Below are 17,976 nucleotides of genomic sequence, written 5' to 3' on the forward strand. Positions count from 1 at the left end.
GTTTGTTTTTAAATCGGCTAGTTAGCAGTTTATATTAATCTTTAGCAATATTAGCTGCAATTGTCTTTAAGAAGTCATTAATTTTATAAGGCTTCACAATAGAATCGTCAAATTTTGCAGATTTAAAATGATCATCTTGTTCATTTTGTGTCACAGCGGTCAGTGCAATAATCGTTACCGTTTTCCCTAATTTTCGGATTCTTTTAGTGGCTTCTATACCATCCATTTTAGGCATAAAAACATCCATAAGAACCAAGTCGTAGTCAGATTCTATAATTTTATCAATTCCTTCTTGTCCGTTGCTAGCTATGTCTGCTTGTATGCCGTGGCTTTCTAAGGTTTTCTTGGTAACTAAAAGATTAATAGTATTATCATCTACAACTAAAATTTTCTTACCACGAAGGATGTCTATCGTAGAAATATCTTCTTTATCTTGGTTAATATGTTCTTCAGTAGCTATTCCAAAAGTCATTTCAAAAAAGAAATTCGAGCCTTTTCCAATAGTACTTTTTAGTTGTATGCTCGATTTCATTTCAACTAGTAACTTTTGAACAATAGTAAGTCCTAGGCCAGAACCTTGAAAAAGGCTTTGATGATTAAGTTGTCCAAATTCTTCAAAGATCTTTTTCTGGTCATTTTCAGAAATTCCTTCTCCATCATCTTTTACCTCAAATAAAATTTTTAAATGATCTTTAGTGCTTTCAATTAAATTAACAATAAGTTTTACTTCACCTTGATTAGTGAATTTTAAAGCATTTCCTAATAGATTAATTAAGACTTGAGATATTTTAGTTTGATCACCTTTTATCCAATGAGGAATTTTTGAATCTAGAGTTATAATTAGGTTGTTGTCGGTCTGACCTGTTATGTATTCTAGAGATTCTTTAATGTTATATAAAAAATCTTTGAGATGAAATGATTTGGACTCTATTTCATTTTTCTCATTAGAATCCATTTTATTTAAAGTGAGGACGTCGTTTACAAGATTAAGTAAATAATCTGCTGAAAATTTTAAAGATTGTAATTCTGTTTTGTGAGATTTAAGACTTTTGTCATTATTAAGTATCGTACTTAAGCCGATTATTCCATAGAGAGGGGTACGCAGTTCGTGACTCATAGTAGATAGAAAGCGAGATTTAGATTTAGCTAGTTTCTCAGATTCTAGCTTAGCTTCAAGATAATCTTGATTTTTCTTTTTTAATAAAGCATTTAACTTTTTTCTATGTTTAATTACCTTGAGGAGGTTAATAACTAGAGCTAAAAGTAATAATGAAACAATGACGCTAGCAATTAAAAATTTATTTTGTTTATCCGCTTTTTCTATAATTAATTCACTTCTTAAAGCTTGATTTTCTAGAGCCTCTTGCATTTGTGATTTTTTTAAGCTAACAGTTAAAATTTTAGCCGATTTTTCTATATCTTTTTGTTGTTCACTCTGCGATATACTATCTGTAATTTTGCTAATCTTATAAGCCGTTTTGTAATCCCCTTTTTTTACTAAACAATTTATATAGCCTTCGTATGCCTTTTTTAAGATTTCATTAAAGTTTGTTTGTTTAGCTAATTCTACAGTTTCTATATATAATTTTAAGGCAAGGTCGTAGTCTTCATCCATAAAAGCATAATTTGCCTTAAATAAATTAATTCCTGTAAATCCTATTTTAAAACCTTTCGGAATATTTTTTTCGGCAGCATCTAAATAAGGTTTGGCTTTTTTATAATCTTTGAATTGAACTAGGATGGTTTCAGAGATGTTATAGTTAAGTATAAAAAGAGTACGTTTGCTCTCTTGTTTCTCAGCTAGCGGAATAGCTTTGTTAAAAGCATTGAGAGCTTTGTCATATTCTTTAAAAGCAAAATAGATATTTCCTAAATCTATCTGAGCACTTATAATAGAATTAGGAGTTTTTAGTTTTTTAGCTAATTCTGTATTTTCTCTTGCATATTCAAATGATTTTATTGAATCCTTTAAATAGTGATAAGAATTTGCGAGATAACTATTAATCTGAAAAATCTCATTAGGAAGTTCATTCTCTTTTGCAAGTTTTAAAATTTCATTTCCTTTTAAAATAGCGGTACTGTAATCTTCCTTATAATAGTCAGAGATCATAGATTCTGTGAGGGAATCAAGGTGAGTTTTGACTGTCGATACTGGTTTATTAGCCAAATTTTCAATTGAATCATTCTGCTTTTGAGCAAAAAGACTATTAAAAAAGATAAAGGGTATTAATATGGTTAAGTATACTCGCATTCAGGATTGCTAATGTAAATGTTAAATTACTAAATAATATTGTTATGAAAGTTGTTTAGTATCTGCTTTTTTTAGATTTTCTGCTATTTTTTCAAAAATAACCAAGTTTAATAAATAACCTATATTTTTATGTTTTTAAAACCTAATATGTCTTTTTCAAAGAATCTAACTACCTTTGCATAAATTCAATAACAAATGCAACTTAACCTATCAAAACCAATCTGTTTTTTCGATTTAGAAACTACGGGTATCAATATTTCAAAAGACCGTATTGTTGAAATCTCAATCCTTAAAGTTCATCCAGATGGTAAGGAAGAAGCTAAAACTTGGGTTGTAAATCCAGAAATGCCAATTCCTGCAGAAGTTACTGAGATTCATGGTATTTCAGATGCAGATGTAGTTGGTAAACCAACTTTTAAAGAATTATCTAAGGAGATCTATAATTTAATTAAAGATTCTGATTTAGGTGGTTTTAATTCTAATCGATTCGATATTCCATTATTAGCAGAAGAAATGTTGAGAGCAGAGGTTGATTTTGATATGAAAAATACGCAATCTGTAGATGTGCAAACTATATTTCATAAAATGGAGCAACGCACATTGGTAGCTGCTTATAAATTTTATTGCGATAAAAGTTTAGAAGATGCACATAGTGCAGAGGCAGATACAAAAGCAACTTACGAAGTTTTAAAAGCGCAATTAGATCGTTATGAAGATTTAGAGAATGATACTAAATTTTTAGCTGAATTTAGCTCGCGTAAAAAGTTTGCAGATTTTGCTGGTTTCTTAATCTTTAATAAAGAAGGTGAAGAGTGTTTTTCATTCGGTAAGCATAAAGGAAAACGTGTTTTAGATGTTTTAGATAAAGAACCAGGTTATTTTGGATGGTTGCTCAATGCAGATTTTCCACTTTATACTAAAAAGGTTTTAACGGCTATTAAATTAAGACAGTTTAATAATAAATTAAGTTAGTTGTCGTTTCTGCGAAGGCAGAAATCCATAATGTAAAATAAACGTCAAATTAATAAGTTTACTGCTTTTGCAGGAATAATAGAGACATGAAACTAATTTGTATAGGTCGTAATTATACCGATCACATAAAAGAACTAGAAAACGAAAAACCAACAGATCCTGTAATCTTTTTAAAACCAGATACAGCGATTTTATTAAAGAAACAACCTTTCTTTATACCTGATTTCTCCGATGAAGTGCATCATGAAGTCGAATTATTGATAAAAATTAATAAAGTTGGTAAACATATTGATAAAAAATTCGCTCATAAATATTATGATGAAGTTGGACTTGGAATAGACTTTACAGCACGTGATCTTCAAGCAAAATTAAAAGCAAAAGGTTTACCTTGGGAAAAAGCAAAAGCCTTTGATGGTGCTGCTGTAATAGGTAAGTGGTTACCTAAAACTAAGTTTCAGAATATAGATCATGTTAGTTTTAGTTTAAAGAAAAATGAAGAAGTGGTTCAGCAAGGAAATACAGAGCTTATGCTTTGGAAAGTTGATGAACTCATCGAATATGTGTCAAAATATTTCACTTTAAAAATTGGAGATATTATATTTACGGGCACACCAGCAGGTGTTGGGAAAGTTTTTGCAGAAGATCAATTAAAAGGATATCTCGAAGACGAAGAAATGTTTTCAATAAAAATAAAATAAATGTCACAACATTATAAATTAGATCGCGTACGAGAATTGGCTGAAGATGATGAAGATTTTGTTTCAGCAATAGCGGCCGCGTTTATAGAAGAAGTCCCAGAAGATGCAGAACGTTTAAAAGTAGGCGTTCCTAATAAAGATTTTAAAGATGTCTATCAAGCCGCTCATAAAATGAAGCCTACGATAGATATGTTTGAGTTAGGTGTTTTAGACACACTAATCGAAGTACAAGATTGGGGAAAGTTTGAGCAAGGTGATAAAGATGTAACAGCAGAACTTCAAATTGTACTTAAAGCTGTAGAGAATGCTACTAATGAAATTAAAGCCGATTTCGGATTATAATTAATGCAAGCAGAAATAATTACAATTGGAGATGAAATTCTAATTGGACAAATTGTTGATACAAATTCAGCATTTTTAGGAAAAGAATTTAATAAAATAGGAATTTCAATCTACCAGATTACATCGGTACAAGATGATAAATCTCATATCCTTAAAGCTTTAAAAGAAGCTGAAGGTAATGCGGATATCATTATTATTACAGGTGGATTAGGACCAACAAAAGACGATATTACTAAGCATACCATTTGCGAATACTTTGATGATGTTTTAGTTGAAGATAAAGCCGTTCTAGAGAATGTGGAACGCATATTTTCAAATCATAAATCCCCCTTATTAACCGTTAATAAGCATCAAGCATTAGTGCCCTCTAAATCTAAGGTATTGATGAATCATAACGGAACAGCTCCAGGAATGTGGTTAGAGAAAAACGGAAAAGTATTTGTTTCACTACCGGGAGTACCTTTTGAGATGAAAGCGTTAATTACAGAGCAAGTTATTCCTAAATTACGAGCGCAATTCAGTTTTCCATATATAATGCACAAAACGATATTGACTTATGGTCTTGGTGAAAGTGCATTAGCAGAACGTATTGAGGAGTGGGAAGATAATTTACCTAGCTTTATAAAACTAGCTTATTTGCCAAGTTTAGGACGTGTGCGTTTGCGTTTATCCGCAAAAGGAACAGATCAAATTATTGTGGGTGACGAGGTTCAAAGACAAGTTAATTTGTTATTGCCTCAGATTGAAGATGTGTTTGTTGGGTATGAAGAAGATCAATCTCTTGAAGCTTTAATTGGGAGACGTCTTTCCGAAATGAGAAAAACATTAGCCGTTGCCGAAAGTTGTACAGGAGGCTTAATATCTCAGTCATTTACAGCAAATGCTGGTGCTTCAGCTTTTTTTAAAGGAGGTTTAGTACCTTATGCGACGGAATCTAAAGTGAAAATTTTAGGAATTCCCGAAGCTATTATAGATAAGCATTCGGTAGTGAGTAAAGAAGTAGCAGAAGCTATGGCTACAAATGTAAGAGCATTATTTGATAGTGATTATGCTATAAGTACAACAGGTAATGCAGGTCCGTCAAAAGGAGATTCAGAAGCCGAAGTTGGTACTGTTTGGATTGCTGTTGCAACTAAAGATGAAGTAATATCCGAAGTTTTTAACTTTGGAAAGCATCGTGAAAACGTGATTGGACGTGCTACAAATAAGGCTTTTAGCATGCTTCAAAAAGAAATTTTAAAAAAGAAGTGATTTAAGTTTGCTGAAACGTAAAGTTTTATTAAATTTGCACCCTTGTTTAAAATATCCTATGTGAGGATGTTTAGATAAACATAAATAATAATACACCTAAAGAAAGAATACAATGTCAAGAGTTTGTGAACTTACTGGGAAGAAAGCGATGGTTGGAAACAATGTTTCTCACGCAATGAATAAAACTAAACGCAAGTTTGATGCAAACTTGATTAAGAAACGTTTTTATATTCCTGAAGAAGATAAGTGGGTAACATTAAAAGTTTCTACATCAGCGTTAAAGACTATCAATAAAATTGGTATCGAAGCGATGTTGAAAGAAGCTAGAGCAAAAGGATTTTATAAATAATAGCGTTTTTTACGCTTAAGTCGATTTACAATGGCAAAAAGAGGAAATAGAATACAAGTGATCTTAGAGTGCACAGAGCACAAAACTTCTGGACAACCAGGAACATCTAGATACATTACAACGAAAAATAAAAAGAATACGCCAGATCGTATGGAGATTAAGAAATTTAATCCTATCCTTAAGCGTATGACAGTTCATAAAGAGATAAAATAAGAAACCATGGCAAAGAAATCAGTAGCGTCTTTACAGACAGGATCAAAGCGTTTGACAAAAGCGATAAAAATGGTAAAATCACCAAAAACTGGAGCTTACATGTTTGTAGAATCAGTAATGGCACCAGAATTTGTCAGTGACTTTTTAAACAAAAAATAATCTTTATTTACATATAGATTTATAAAACTGCTTTCATTAGAAAGCAGTTTTTTTATGCTTATATTTGAAAAGGTCTGACAACTTAGCAGTAAATTGTTATAGGCAAGATTATTGTTTGTTATAAAATTGAATAACAATACTATTTAGAGAATACAACAATCTCTGTTTAAGTCTTGTTTAAATAGAATCATACAATGAGTTTTTTTAAAAAAATATTCTCTTCCGAAAAGAAAGAAACCTTAGATAAAGGTTTAGAGAAATCTAAAACTTCTTTTTTTACTAAACTGAACAAGGCTGTTGCAGGAAAATCTAAAGTAGATGATGATGTCTTAGATAATCTTGAAGAAATTTTGGTAACTAGCGATGTTGGTGTAGAGACCACATTAAAAGTGATTACACGTATTGAAGAACGTGTAGCACAAGATAAATATTTAGGGACTTCTGAGCTTAATAAAATTTTAAGAGAAGAGATTGCTGCTTTATTATCAGAAACTAAATCTGGTGAAGAAACAGAATACACAATTCCTGAATTACCTAAACAAGCAGATGGTTCTAAAACACCTTACGTTCTTATGGTGGTTGGTGTTAATGGTGTTGGCAAAACAACAACTATTGGTAAGTTAGCCTATCAGTTTAAAAAGAAAGGTTTAAAAGTTGTACTTGGTGCAGCTGATACTTTTAGAGCTGCAGCCATAGATCAGTTACAAGTTTGGGCAGATCGTGTAGATGTACCAATGGTAAGACAAGAAATGGGGTCAGATCCTGCTTCTGTTGCTTTTGATGCTTTACAATCTGGTGTTAACCAACAAGCCGATGTTATTATTATTGATACTGCAGGACGTTTACATAATAAGATTAACTTAATGAATGAGTTAACCAAAGTAAAACGTGTAATGCAAAAAGTTGTTCCTAACTCACCACACGATGTGTTATTAGTATTAGATGGTTCTACAGGACAAAATGCTTTTGAGCAAGCTAAGCAATTTACAGCTGCAACTGAAGTAACGTCATTAGCGGTAACAAAATTAGACGGAACAGCAAAAGGTGGTGTTGTAATTGGTATTAGTGATCAATTTAAAATTCCTGTAAAATATATTGGAGTAGGTGAAGGTATTGAAGATTTGCAAGTCTTTAATAAATATGAATTTGTCGACTCTTTCTTTAAATAATAAAAAAAGCCAATCTAAATTTAGATTGGCTTTTTTATTTTATCGTTTTAAACTAAAGTGGCCAGTATAGCTTCTGCCATTTTCCCTAGTAGCTACAAACCAATAATCTGAAGTTGGCATTGGGTTACCATTGTAGTTTCCATCCCAAACTGAATTAGAATCTAAAATCTTTAGAATTTTCCCATATCTATTATAAATTTTTATGGTTAAAGATGGTTCTGAAGTTGAGTTTTCTATAAACCATGTGTCGTGATTTCCATCACCATTCGGTGTAAAATATTTTGGGTAGTTTAATACATAAACAACTTCTTCAGTAATACCACACCCTCTTTTATCTCTAACATAAACGTTGTATTCACCGGGTGTTAAGCCTGTGAAATTATTACTGTTTTGGTAAGTTATCCCGTCTATAGAATACTCATAGTCCCCTAAACTTAAATCAAATAGATGTACTGTAATACTATTGTTATTATCTGACCAATCATCAATGTCAATTTGAGATATAACTGCTGTATTAGACAAAATTACTTCAAATTCCTTAGTAGAAGCGCAAGTATAGTCAAGGTAATCTTCAGTAACTGTAACAGAATATTGCCCTAAGTTTTCTTCAGAAACAATAATAGATTGTGAAGTTTCTCCTGTAGACCATAAATAGCTATTAAAACCATAGCCGGCATCTATACTTATTGTATTATAACCAGCACAAATACCTACTGAATCTTCTATTTCTATGATTGGTGTTTCTTCTAAGTATAAAATAATTTCAGCTATTTGATAGCATTGATCAGGTGAGTCTATTCTGGCATATATTAAAAGAGTATCTTCATTCCAATTGTAATTTTCAGGATCTAGTATTCTACTTTCGTCATTGTAGTTTTCAGCATCCGAAAAATTTTCAAAATAACTAAAAATACAATCTTCACAATTTACAATATTAGTTTCGTAAAGTGTGAGATCTACATTTTCTTCATAATCATTATCCGTGTCACAAATAGGAGTTTCAATATTGTTTACAACTAAACTAGGTGATAGTATAGTGATTAATACAGGAAACCTTAGATCACTTTCACATCCATTATTGGTTTCTTGAGCGCCGTAATAAGTTATTCCATCAATTAAATACGTTGTGTTAGGAATTATATTTCCATCAATAGCTTCATCATACCAAATAGCTGCTCCGTTGACTTCAATAGTATTTACCGTTGGTTGTTGTGTTGTACAAAATGTTTGTTCTGAGGCTCCTGTTAGAGTTTCAGGTGTTTCGAGAATTGTAATATTATAATCTTCAGAAGTAATTCTACATGAAGTTGAATTTATGTTTGTTCCATTAGCAACGGTTAAACGATATAGAAAAGTGCCAGAATTACTGGTTTCCGTAAATGTATATTCGGTTGTTATTTCTCCGGTAATATCAATCCAACTCTCTCCTAGGTCATTGGAATATTGCCATTGGTATTGTGGATCTGAATAGCCAGAAGAAACTTCTGATTGAAATGTGTAATTAACTAATTCATTCTGACAGAGGGTAATAGAGCTATTGATTTCATCATCTATAGAATTGGTAATTGTAGGTCCGCAAGGTCTAAAAGTAATATCATCTAAAGCAATATCATTTCCAGGATTTGCACTTGGTGCAGAGTTTAGCATAGTGATAATAACCTCTTCATCATTATCTAATGTAAAAAAGAATCCATACTGTACCCAAACTCCTGATGTCGTTTGTGCAATATCACCGGTGTTATAGGATCCTAATATATTACCAGCAGTATCACTAATTCTAAATGTAACATCCGGATGGTATTCATCTGTACCGACAGAAGGATTCATAATATTCATTACATAAGCTGAGAATTCGTAGGTTGTATTAGAGCAAAGTCCTGTGATTGATTTAGTGTAAAAAACACCTTCATTAGCTATAACAGCACTATTAATTACCATCATATAACCATTTGAATTTCCTGTATGATCACTTGTCACATGCCATGCATTTGATTTTAACCCACTGGTTGTATTAGAAATAGTGTATTCGCCTTCGTCTAATTCACCTGAATTACTGTAAGTAAATGCAGTAATATTTGAATCTAAGGCATCACCTCGTGCTGATCCATATCCAAAATCTATTTCAACAACAGGATCACCTAAACTACCTTCGCATAATTGTGCGTAAGATTTAATTGAATAAGAAAAAATTATAAAAAAGAGGAGTTGATATTTTTTATGCAAAGCAATATGTTTTAAAGCAATCTATTAGGTTAGTTGTTACCTTTTAGATGTGTTCTTTACATAAAACTTGCGTTATACTTGATCTTAATTAATCGATAAATGCATTAATTTTTTCCCATAAGTTATTATCGAAACTAGATAAAGCAAAATTTTCATCATCAGCAGCTTCTCCCATTCTAATTATAACTAGATCTTTACTAGGAACGATATAGATTTTCTGATCATTTTTGCCTAAAGCAGCAAATGTATCACTAGGTGCATTAGGGATTAATTCACCTTGAAATTCAAATTGGCTTTGTGGTAAGTGGTATGAAGATTTACCATTTAACCACCATAAATAGCCATAGGCTTCATTTATAGATTGAGATGTGTTAGTTGCTTCGTGCATATAAAGTTCGGGAATGATTTGCTCTGTTTCCCATTTTCCGTTAGCTAAAGATAATAAGCCAAATCTAGCCATGCTTCTTGTAGTACTCCAATAAAGGCTATAACTACCGGTTTGTATCCAAGCACCAGACATTCCAATTTTAGTTTTTAAATTTGTATTAAAATAATTAGTCCAACTGTCTTGGCTAGCAGCAGAAACAACATCTTGAAGTTTTACATATGCATTATGGTAAGCCCAACGTTGATCAACATCTTCTAAATATTGTAAATTAGAAGATGAAACATCATCTCCCAAATTATCATCTAACCCAGAAGTCATTTCTAATAAATTTTTAGAAGTGATTAAGTTTTCTTTTTCTAAAGGAGCACTTGTCCAGCCTGTACCTAGATAATCAGAAACCTTATTATTAATGTCAATTAAACCTTCTTCTTGTGCAATACCTGTAACAGCAGCAGTTAAAGTTTTACCTGCACTTGCCCAATACCAAGGTGTAGTATCAGTGTGTCCATTCATATATGCTTCAATTACTATTTTACCATTATGAAGTATTATAAAACTTTTAGTGTTTTTTTCTTCTAAGAAATCTAAAAGAGGTGATAATTGGTCTTCGTTCCAATTTAATTCAGCCGTAGTTTTGGTTTCCCATATCTCTGAATTTATAGGAGGAAAGTATCTGACTTCTTCATTTTGTGGTTCTTCTGTGCTAGAATCATTTTTAGAAGTACATGAGAAATATAGTGAGAAAATCAATAAGTATGCAATCAGTAATTTATGTTTCATAATCTATATTTTATTGTAGACTTACAAAATAATAAAAAGTTTAAACTAATTGAAAAGCAATCAAAAATAGATTATCGTAAATCATTACGTATCTTTGCCAACTGATTTATAAAAAGCATGAGAACAAAAACCATTAAAAAGAACAAAATCAACGTTATAACATTAGGTTGTAGTAAAAATGTTTACGACAGCGAAGTGTTGATGGGACAATTAAAAGCAAGCGGTAAAGACGTTGTACATGAAGAAGAGGGTAATGTTGTTGTTATAAATACTTGTGGATTTATAAATAATGCTAAGGAGGAAAGTGTGAACACCATTTTGGAGTACATGCAGAAAAAAGAAGATGGAGAAGTAGATAAAGTTTTTGTAACCGGTTGTTTAAGTGAGCGTTATAAGCCAGATTTACAGAAAGAAATCCCTAATGTAGATCAGTATTTTGGTACTACAGAATTACCAGGCTTACTTAAAGCACTTGGTGCAGATTATAAGCATGAATTAATTGGGGAACGTTTAACAACGACACCAAAAAATTATGCTTACTTAAAAATTGCAGAAGGTTGTGATAGACCTTGTAGTTTTTGTGCTATTCCGTTAATGAGAGGTAAGCATAAAAGTACGCCTATTGAAAACTTAGTGATTGAAGCAGAAAAGTTAGCCGCAAATGGTGTTAAAGAACTGATTCTTATTGCTCAAGATTTAACATATTATGGTTTAGACATCTATAAGAAAAGAAATCTTGCAGAATTACTTGAAAACTTGGTTAAAGTTGAAGGTATTGAGTGGATTCGTTTACATTATGCATTCCCTACGGGATTCCCAATGGATGTGTTAGATGTGATGAAGCGTGAGCCAAAGGTTTGTAATTATTTAGATATTCCATTACAACATATTTCAGATGCTATTTTAAAGAGTATGCGTCGTGGAACGACAGAAGCTAAAACAACCAAGTTATTAAAGGATTTTAGAGCTAAAGTTCCTGAAATGACTATTAGAACCACATTAATTGTTGGTTATCCTGGTGAAACGCAAGCCGATTTCGAATTGCTTAGAGATTGGGTAAAGGAAATGCGTTTTGAGCGTTTAGGTTGTTTTACGTATTCTCATGAAGAAAACACACATGCTTTTAATTTAGAAGATGATGTTCCTGAAGAAGTGAAAATGGAACGTGTTAATGAAATTATGGAAATTCAATCTCAGATTTCTTGGGAATTGAACCAAGCAAAAATAGGAAAAGAGTTTAAAGTGGTTATCGATAGAAAAGAAGGAAATTACTTTGTTGGAAGAACGGAATATGATTCTCCAGATGTAGATAATGAAGTTTTAATTGATGCAACAAGTACGTATTTAAAAACAGGTGAATTTGCAACGATTAAAGTCATTGAAGCTGAGGACTTTGATCTATATGGTGAAGTTTTAAGTTAATAATGATGTGACTTTACATTAATATTAGTGTCTTATTAATATCAAATTGATTGTTATTATGAGGACTATTAAAAGAAATCAAATAAGAGTATTAATGCTATTCGCTTGTCTTGTTATAGCTTGTTTAGTATATCAGCTTTTATTTTGTATGTAACTGATTTATTGTTCTTAAAATGAATTTTCATTGAGAGTCAATTTATAAAAATAAAAAAGCATGTTAATTCTATATACCAATAGAGCTAACATGCTTTTATCTATGCTATTTTTTGTTTTATTTCAGCTTCCTTAATTAAGTAATATAGCATCACCAAAACCTAAAGCCTTTAACTTGCTTAATTGTGTTTTGGCATCACCAACAATTATATAAATCATTTTATTTGGTGTAATGTACTTTTTAACCAAGGCTTGCACATCAGCAACGCTTAAGTCTTTTACAATAGTTTCACGTTGTTTAGCATAATCATCAGCATAACCCAAATTACTAATATTACTTAGCATACTTAATTTAGCATCTAACGTTTCAAAAGCACGAGCACTACTTTTTAGAGTGTAACCTTTTGTGATTTCTAAATCATCTTCAGTATAATTAGTCCCATAATTTGCTAAAATTTCTTTTACTAAAGCAGCAGATTCATAAGTTACGTTTGTACGTACGCCACTATTAATAGAGAATTCTCCTTTATAAGCATCGCCATCAAATCTAGAACGAATACCATAGGTGTAACCTTTTCCTTCTCGTAATTCTTGTGTTAATTGCGATGCAAAACTACCACCTCCTAAGCGGTAATTCATAACAGAAGCAGCATAATAATCTGCGTCAGTAGCTTTTAGTGAAGGGTAACCAAATTTTATAACGGATTGTTTAGCACCAGGAACATCATAAAAATAAACTTTAGAAGTTTCTGGAAACTTTGCTTCAGGCAATTTTGGAATCGTTACAACTTTTGATGCCCAATTTTTATTAATGGCTTGTAACGCATTAACAACTTCTGTTTCTGAAATAGAACCTACCACATGAAAGTTTGTCAATTGAGGCGTTAACTTTTCGGAGTAGAAGTTTTGTAAATCTGCTATGGTAATAGAGTTTACAGATGCTTCTGTACCATTATTATTGTAAGCTAAAATATTGTCTTCTCCATATAATTGTTTAGCAAATTCATGAGATACAATACTATTAGGATTTGCTTTTTGACGTTGAATACTACTAATCGTACTTTGTTTTAATAAATTAAATTCGTCCTCATCCCAACGTGGTTCTAATAACATTTCCGTTACTAAGTCCATAGTGGCATCAAAATGTTTGGCTAAAGTAGTCCCGGCGATAGTAACACTATTTTCAGTAGCGTAACTATAAACTTGAGCACCTAAACTTTCAATAGCATTTTCTAAAGCTTCGGGTGTTTTGTTTTTTGTACCCTTGCTCATCAATCTAGCCATAAGATTAGAAACCCCAACCTTTTCGATGTGTTCTAACAGTAAACCTCCTTTTATTTCAAGTTCAAATTCTACTAAAGGAACTTCTGTATTTTCGATACCGAAAACTTTAATTCCAGAAGCTAAATCTTGTTTCCAAACTTTAGGAATTATTAAATCCGGACTTTCTCCATAATCAGGTTCTATAGAGCGATCAAAACTACTTGGTGTTTTTTCATAATCTGCCGCAATACTAGCATCAAAAGTAGCTTCAGCACCTTCTATAATTTCTTCTTCAACGATATTTGCTAATTCAGAATTTTCTAAAATTAGGTTACCTTGTCCTTTAGGTACAATACTCGTTGCTATAAAATTCTTTCCTTTAATGTAAGTGTTATAAACACGCATTACATCTTCAGGGGTTACAGCTAAAATGTGTTGCACATCTTGATTAATAAAACCAGGATCACCTGCAAAAATTTCATATTGAGCTAACTGAAATCCTTTGCCTAAAACACTAGAGAGTCCTCTGTAAAAATCAGTTTCTTGTCCTGCTTTAATTCTATTTAAGTCAGCTTCAGAAATACCATGAGTTTCAAAATCTTTTAAACCTTCTTTTATCGCTGCAGCTACAGTATCTAAATGAGTAGCATTAAAAGCAGTAACGCTCAGCATTAATTGTCCAGCAATTTCAGCATTGTTTTGATAAAATTGTATATTATCGGTAAGCTTTTCTTTTTCAACTAAGACTTTATTTAATGGTGCTTTTTTTCCATTAGATAAATAATCTGTCAGGACACTTAGGGCATAAGAATCCTTATCGTATTCCGGTACCCCTGGCCAAGCCATCGTTAACCTTGGTAAGCGTGCAAAATTATCTTCGTAGTATAATTGTTTTGTCGCTGTTAAAGTTACAGGTTGTTTTTTTACCTCAAGGATGTCTTCACCTTTTGGGATTTCATCAAAATACTTTTTTACCCAAGTTTTCGTTTGTGCAATATCAATATCTCCTGCAATGGTTAAAGTGACGTTATTTGGTACATACCAACGTTTGTAAAACTCCTTAACATCTTCTAAAGTGGCATTTTGTAAATCTTCTAAAGATCCAATAACTTCCCAACTGTAAGGGTGACCTTCAGGGTATAAATTACTATTTATAACACTAGAATTAAAACCATAAGGTTGGTTGTCTACACGCTGACGTTTTTCGTTTTTAACCACTTGTTTTTCTTTTGCTAAAACAGGATCTGTTACAGTATTAATAAAGTAACCCAATTTATCTGCTTCTGCCCAAATCATTTTTTCTAAGGCATCTTTTGGTACGGTTTGAAAATAATTAGTACGATCTCGACTCGTAGATCCATTAGCACCAGAGCCACCAATACGAGCACTCATTTGGTCTAAACCACCTTTGCCAAGATTTTCAGATTCTAAGAATAGTAAATGTTCAAATAAATGAGCAAAACCTGTTCTTCCTGCTTTTTCACGTGCAGAACCTACATGTGCTGTTAAGGCTACAGCGGCTACAGGATCTGATTTGTCAACATGAAGAATGACTTGTAGGCCATTATCTAAAGTGAATTTTTCATAATCGACTTTAAATTCTTGTGCTTCCTGTTCTACTTGTGGTTCTGTTTTTTCTTCGTTTTCTTTACAAGACCAAACGGCGAAAAGTATTAATAAAATTAGAAGTGTTGATTTAGCATGTTTCATATATAATGTGTTTAAAGTGTTGTTTTATATTGTGTTAAGTTCTATGGTATTGGATACTTGTTTTTAACTGTCAGTTCGAGTGATTTTCTTTTTCTGAAAATCGTATCGAGAACTTTTAAATATTTTAATTTTATTAGAATTACTGTATTTATAATTCATAAGCATTGTTATTCACCATAAAAATAGAATTCACAAAAAACAGTTTTCCATTTTCCCAAAAACTTCTAAATAGTGTGTCATCTACCATGTAAATAAAACTACCGCTTCCCATAGGTTCTTCACCAAAAATAAGCGTTTGATCTAAGTTTTTCAAAGCATTTTGACCTGCAAAACCAGAGTATACTTTGGTATCATTTAGGTAAGCGACATTATAACCATTTTCTAATAAGCTATAGGTGCTACGTCCTTGTTTTAACGTAAAATAATGATCAGGATAACCAAATCCCATAGGATGTGTATTATCTATTTTTGCATTAAAAATAGCACCTGTAATTAAATGATTACTGTATGCGCGTTCGCGATCGGCATAAGAGGTTAAGTTAGCTTTCTTTTCGTCGGTTTCTGAATCTTTATAATTTAAGCTGAAACCATCTTTACCTGCAAAACTTCGTAAAGCACCATCAATGGCGATAACTTTTCCGCCAGAATGTACCCAACCTTTTAGTTTTTCCATGATCTTCTCATCGATAACTTGTCTGTAATTTCCATTCGGAATGATTAATACATTGTATTTATCTAAATTAGTTTTACCTAAATCGTCTGTGTTTATAGAAGTTAATGGATAGTGTAGTTGTTGCTCAAAGAAATGCCATATAGCACCGTAATTTAAAGACGATGTGCCTTCACCGGAAAGTACAGCAACTTTTTGCTTATTGATTAACTTAATATCTGGCGATCCAATATCTGGTGTTGTTTGAGAAAACCCAGAGTTGATTTCCGTTAATGGTTGTACTTGTGCTTGCGCAATAGTATTTAATTTTTCAACGAAGTTTTTAATATGCTTATTGTCTCCTTTTGTGATGATTAATGAACCACTTTCAAATTTTGTGTCCTTTGAAGTAAATGGTTTTTCTGTAAACCGAACTTTAAAATCATTTTTTAATAATTCAGCTAAAAACTGAGCATCATCCATAGAATCCCATTTACTAACATAACCATAAGCATCATTTAAGACTTGAAGTGCTTTTCGAGATGAAATTATCCCACTTTGAATTTTAGAAGTGCTTGCAATAGCATCTAATCCATAGGCATAAGGTAATGACCAAGCTGTGATATCATAGGTTAAAGAATCTGAAAGTTTGGCATTTGGTTCAAACAACACCTTTACCATTTTACCTTTGGGTTGATCACTGTGTACTACTAAAGCAGCAGCGTTCACATTCATTTTTCCTTGTTTCCCTGTGCTGTAATCATATCCCGATACTTTAGAAACGGTAGGGTTTTCGAAATTAATTTGATGCTTAACTAAAAGTGCTTTTAGGCTATTTAATTTGTCTGCATTTCCTTTAACAACGTAACTCTTATATTTTAAATCAGAATTATTAAAGAATTTTCCAAATTCAGTATTTAATTTTTTAGCATTTTTTGAAGCCATTTCAATTGTTGAAATCCCTGTAGTAGTATGGTGAGTTAAACGTTCTATTAAAGTTAAAACGTGACCTTCATCATTCAAAATTCCTAATCCAGCGCGTCCATGTCCACCTTGTTCATAAGTCATTCCCATCGCTCCCATATATGTTGGGTAGGTGTCACCGTAACTAGGGTAAAATAAATCGAAACGTTCTCTTGTGAAAAATAACCAACCTTCTTTATCAAAATATTTAGCATGATTTTGTCCTATTTCAGTTTGAAAATCACGTTGCCAATCGGTAATAATTTCATGAAAAGGTTCTGCGGCAGGTGCAAAGTAATAAGGTTCATTAATGCCTTGCTCATGAAAATCGACATGTACATGCGGCATCCATCTATTATAAACCTCTAAACGTTGTTGTGTTTCTACTTGTGTGGCCCAAACCCAGTCTCTATTTAAATCAAAAAGGTAGTGATTTGGTCGTCCGCCAGGCCAAGGTTCGTTATGCTCGCTTCCTTGTGCATCAATATCGTAAGGCTGATTGGCTGTTTCGTTATACCAGTTTACATAACGATCACGACCATCAGGGTTGACCGAAGGATCAATAATAACAACCGTATTTTTTAATAAATCTTTATGCTCAGAGAGTAACGTGTATAAGGTTTGCATTGCCGCTTCAGAACTCGAAGCTTCATTACCGTGTACATTATAACTTAACCAAACGATAGCAATATCTGTTTCTGTTGGTGTTCCTACTAATAAACCCGTGTTTTTTAAATTATTTTCACGGATAGTTTCTAAGTTTTTAATGTTTTCTTCACTAGAAACATAAGCTAAATACAAACCTCTTCGCTCATTTGTTAAACCATATTGTTCTAGTTTTATTGCATTTGGAAGTGCTTCGGCAACGGATTTAAAATAATCAATAACTTGATGATTTCGACTAAATTGTGTGCCAATATCATAGCCTAAAAACGCACTTGGTGATTCTAGTTTTTGTGCAATTAGTGTAGCTTGCAAGCTAAAAATTACAATAAGTGTAGTAACAAATTTTTGCATTGAA

14 protein-coding genes are annotated in these 17,976 nt (G+C 32.1%); 9 read left to right on the plus strand and 5 right to left on the minus strand.

What is annotated here, in order from left to right; all coding sequences use genetic code 11:
* Nucleotides 1-34: 34 nt before the first annotated feature.
* On the minus strand, nucleotides 35-2,110 hold the full coding sequence (locus tag H0I32_RS13070) for a response regulator (RefSeq protein WP_179313839.1): 2,076 nt from the start codon (nucleotides 2,108-2,110) through the stop codon (nucleotides 35-37).
* 336 nt (nucleotides 2,111-2,446) lie between these two features.
* Between H0I32_RS13070 and H0I32_RS13075 the strand changes: the two genes are divergently transcribed.
* From H0I32_RS13075 to ftsY, 8 genes are all read left to right on the plus strand, one after another.
* Entirely contained in the window at nucleotides 2,447-3,223 is a 777-nt protein-coding gene (locus tag H0I32_RS13075; RefSeq protein ID WP_179313840.1) for a 3'-5' exonuclease, read from the plus strand.
* Between the two features lie 86 nt (nucleotides 3,224-3,309).
* Nucleotides 3,310-3,921 carry a fumarylacetoacetate hydrolase family protein gene (locus H0I32_RS13080; protein WP_179313841.1) on the plus strand — a complete coding sequence of 204 codons (612 nt, stop codon included), beginning with the start codon at nucleotides 3,310-3,312 and terminating at the stop codon, nucleotides 3,919-3,921.
* Nucleotides 3,922-4,263, plus strand: coding sequence for an Hpt domain-containing protein (locus H0I32_RS13085; RefSeq protein ID WP_173588128.1), 342 nt, complete (start codon nucleotides 3,922-3,924; stop codon nucleotides 4,261-4,263).
* Nucleotides 4,264-4,266: 3 nt separating this feature from the next.
* Nucleotides 4,267-5,514, plus strand: coding sequence for a competence/damage-inducible protein A (locus H0I32_RS13090; protein WP_179313842.1), 1,248 nt, complete (start codon nucleotides 4,267-4,269; stop codon nucleotides 5,512-5,514).
* 112 nt (nucleotides 5,515-5,626) lie between these two features.
* On the plus strand, nucleotides 5,627-5,863 hold the full coding sequence (gene rpmB / locus H0I32_RS13095) for a 50S ribosomal protein L28 (RefSeq protein WP_173588130.1): 237 nt from the start codon (nucleotides 5,627-5,629) through the stop codon (nucleotides 5,861-5,863).
* Between the two features lie 30 nt (nucleotides 5,864-5,893).
* Entirely contained in the window at nucleotides 5,894-6,076 is a 183-nt protein-coding gene (gene rpmG, locus H0I32_RS13100; protein WP_020896723.1) for a 50S ribosomal protein L33, read from the plus strand.
* Nucleotides 6,077-6,082: 6 nt separating this feature from the next.
* Nucleotides 6,083-6,235, plus strand: a complete 153-nt coding sequence (locus tag H0I32_RS13105) for a DUF4295 domain-containing protein (RefSeq protein ID WP_173588131.1) — start codon at nucleotides 6,083-6,085, stop codon at nucleotides 6,233-6,235.
* A 194-nt stretch (nucleotides 6,236-6,429) separates the two neighbouring features.
* The gene (gene ftsY, locus H0I32_RS13110; protein WP_179313843.1) at nucleotides 6,430-7,404 is read left to right on the plus strand and encodes a signal recognition particle-docking protein FtsY; all 975 of its coding nucleotides are present in this window, start codon (nucleotides 6,430-6,432) and stop codon (nucleotides 7,402-7,404) included.
* Between the two features lie 39 nt (nucleotides 7,405-7,443).
* Here ftsY and H0I32_RS13115 read toward each other — a convergent pair whose 3' ends face one another.
* Together H0I32_RS13115 and H0I32_RS13120 are read right to left on the minus strand one after the other, a co-directional pair.
* Nucleotides 7,444-9,627, minus strand: a complete 2,184-nt coding sequence (locus H0I32_RS13115; protein WP_179313844.1) for a T9SS type B sorting domain-containing protein — start codon at nucleotides 9,625-9,627, stop codon at nucleotides 7,444-7,446.
* Between the two features lie 88 nt (nucleotides 9,628-9,715).
* On the minus strand, nucleotides 9,716-10,795 hold the full coding sequence (locus H0I32_RS13120; protein WP_179313845.1) for a serine hydrolase domain-containing protein: 1,080 nt from the start codon (nucleotides 10,793-10,795) through the stop codon (nucleotides 9,716-9,718).
* A gap of 117 nt (nucleotides 10,796-10,912) precedes the next feature.
* Here H0I32_RS13120 and rimO point away from each other — a divergent pair, with 117 nt between their 5' ends.
* Nucleotides 10,913-12,217: a 30S ribosomal protein S12 methylthiotransferase RimO gene (gene rimO, locus H0I32_RS13125; protein WP_179313846.1), complete on the plus strand. Its 1,305-nt coding sequence runs from the start codon at nucleotides 10,913-10,915 to the stop codon at nucleotides 12,215-12,217.
* A gap of 285 nt (nucleotides 12,218-12,502) precedes the next feature.
* On the opposite strand, the gene H0I32_RS13130 is transcribed toward rimO, so the two are convergent.
* Nucleotides 12,503-15,343 carry a M16 family metallopeptidase gene (locus tag H0I32_RS13130; protein ID WP_179313847.1) on the minus strand — a complete coding sequence of 947 codons (2,841 nt, stop codon included), beginning with the start codon at nucleotides 15,341-15,343 and terminating at the stop codon, nucleotides 12,503-12,505.
* Between the two features lie 148 nt (nucleotides 15,344-15,491).
* Entirely contained in the window at nucleotides 15,492-17,972 is a 2,481-nt protein-coding gene (locus H0I32_RS13135) for a M14 metallopeptidase family protein (protein ID WP_179313848.1), read from the minus strand.
* Nucleotides 17,973-17,976: the final 4 nt, after the last annotated feature.

It is taken from the genome of Winogradskyella sp. HaHa_3_26, assembly GCF_019278425.1.
Taxonomy (GTDB): domain Bacteria; phylum Bacteroidota; class Bacteroidia; order Flavobacteriales; family Flavobacteriaceae; genus Winogradskyella; species Winogradskyella undariae.

Bases quoted from the DNA above. Each gene is read 5' to 3' on its own strand.
- H0I32_RS13090 (WP_179313842.1), top strand. From the start codon at position 4,267: ATGCAAGCAGAAATAATTACAATTGGAGATGAAATTCTAATTGGACAA.
- H0I32_RS13105 (WP_173588131.1), top strand. From the start codon at position 6,083: ATGGCAAAGAAATCAGTAGCGTCTTTACAGACAGGATCAAAGCGTTTG.
- H0I32_RS13135 (WP_179313848.1), bottom strand. From the start codon at position 17,972: ATGCAAAAATTTGTTACTACACTTATTGTAATTTTTAGCTTGCAAGCT.
- rpmB (WP_173588130.1), top strand. From the start codon at position 5,627: ATGTCAAGAGTTTGTGAACTTACTGGGAAGAAAGCGATGGTTGGAAAC.
- H0I32_RS13075 (WP_179313840.1), top strand. From the start codon at position 2,447: ATGCAACTTAACCTATCAAAACCAATCTGTTTTTTCGATTTAGAAACT.
- rpmG (WP_020896723.1), top strand. From the start codon at position 5,894: ATGGCAAAAAGAGGAAATAGAATACAAGTGATCTTAGAGTGCACAGAG.
- H0I32_RS13080 (WP_179313841.1), top strand. From the start codon at position 3,310: ATGAAACTAATTTGTATAGGTCGTAATTATACCGATCACATAAAAGAA.
- H0I32_RS13085 (WP_173588128.1), top strand. From the start codon at position 3,922: ATGTCACAACATTATAAATTAGATCGCGTACGAGAATTGGCTGAAGAT.
- rimO (WP_179313846.1), top strand. From the start codon at position 10,913: ATGAGAACAAAAACCATTAAAAAGAACAAAATCAACGTTATAACATTA.
- H0I32_RS13070 (WP_179313839.1), bottom strand. From the start codon at position 2,110: ATGATCTCTGACTATTATAAGGAAGATTACAGTACCGCTATTTTAAAA.
- ftsY (WP_179313843.1), top strand. From the start codon at position 6,430: ATGAGTTTTTTTAAAAAAATATTCTCTTCCGAAAAGAAAGAAACCTTA.
- H0I32_RS13130 (WP_179313847.1), bottom strand. From the start codon at position 15,343: ATGAAACATGCTAAATCAACACTTCTAATTTTATTAATACTTTTCGCC.
- H0I32_RS13120 (WP_179313845.1), bottom strand. From the start codon at position 10,795: ATGAAACATAAATTACTGATTGCATACTTATTGATTTTCTCACTATAT.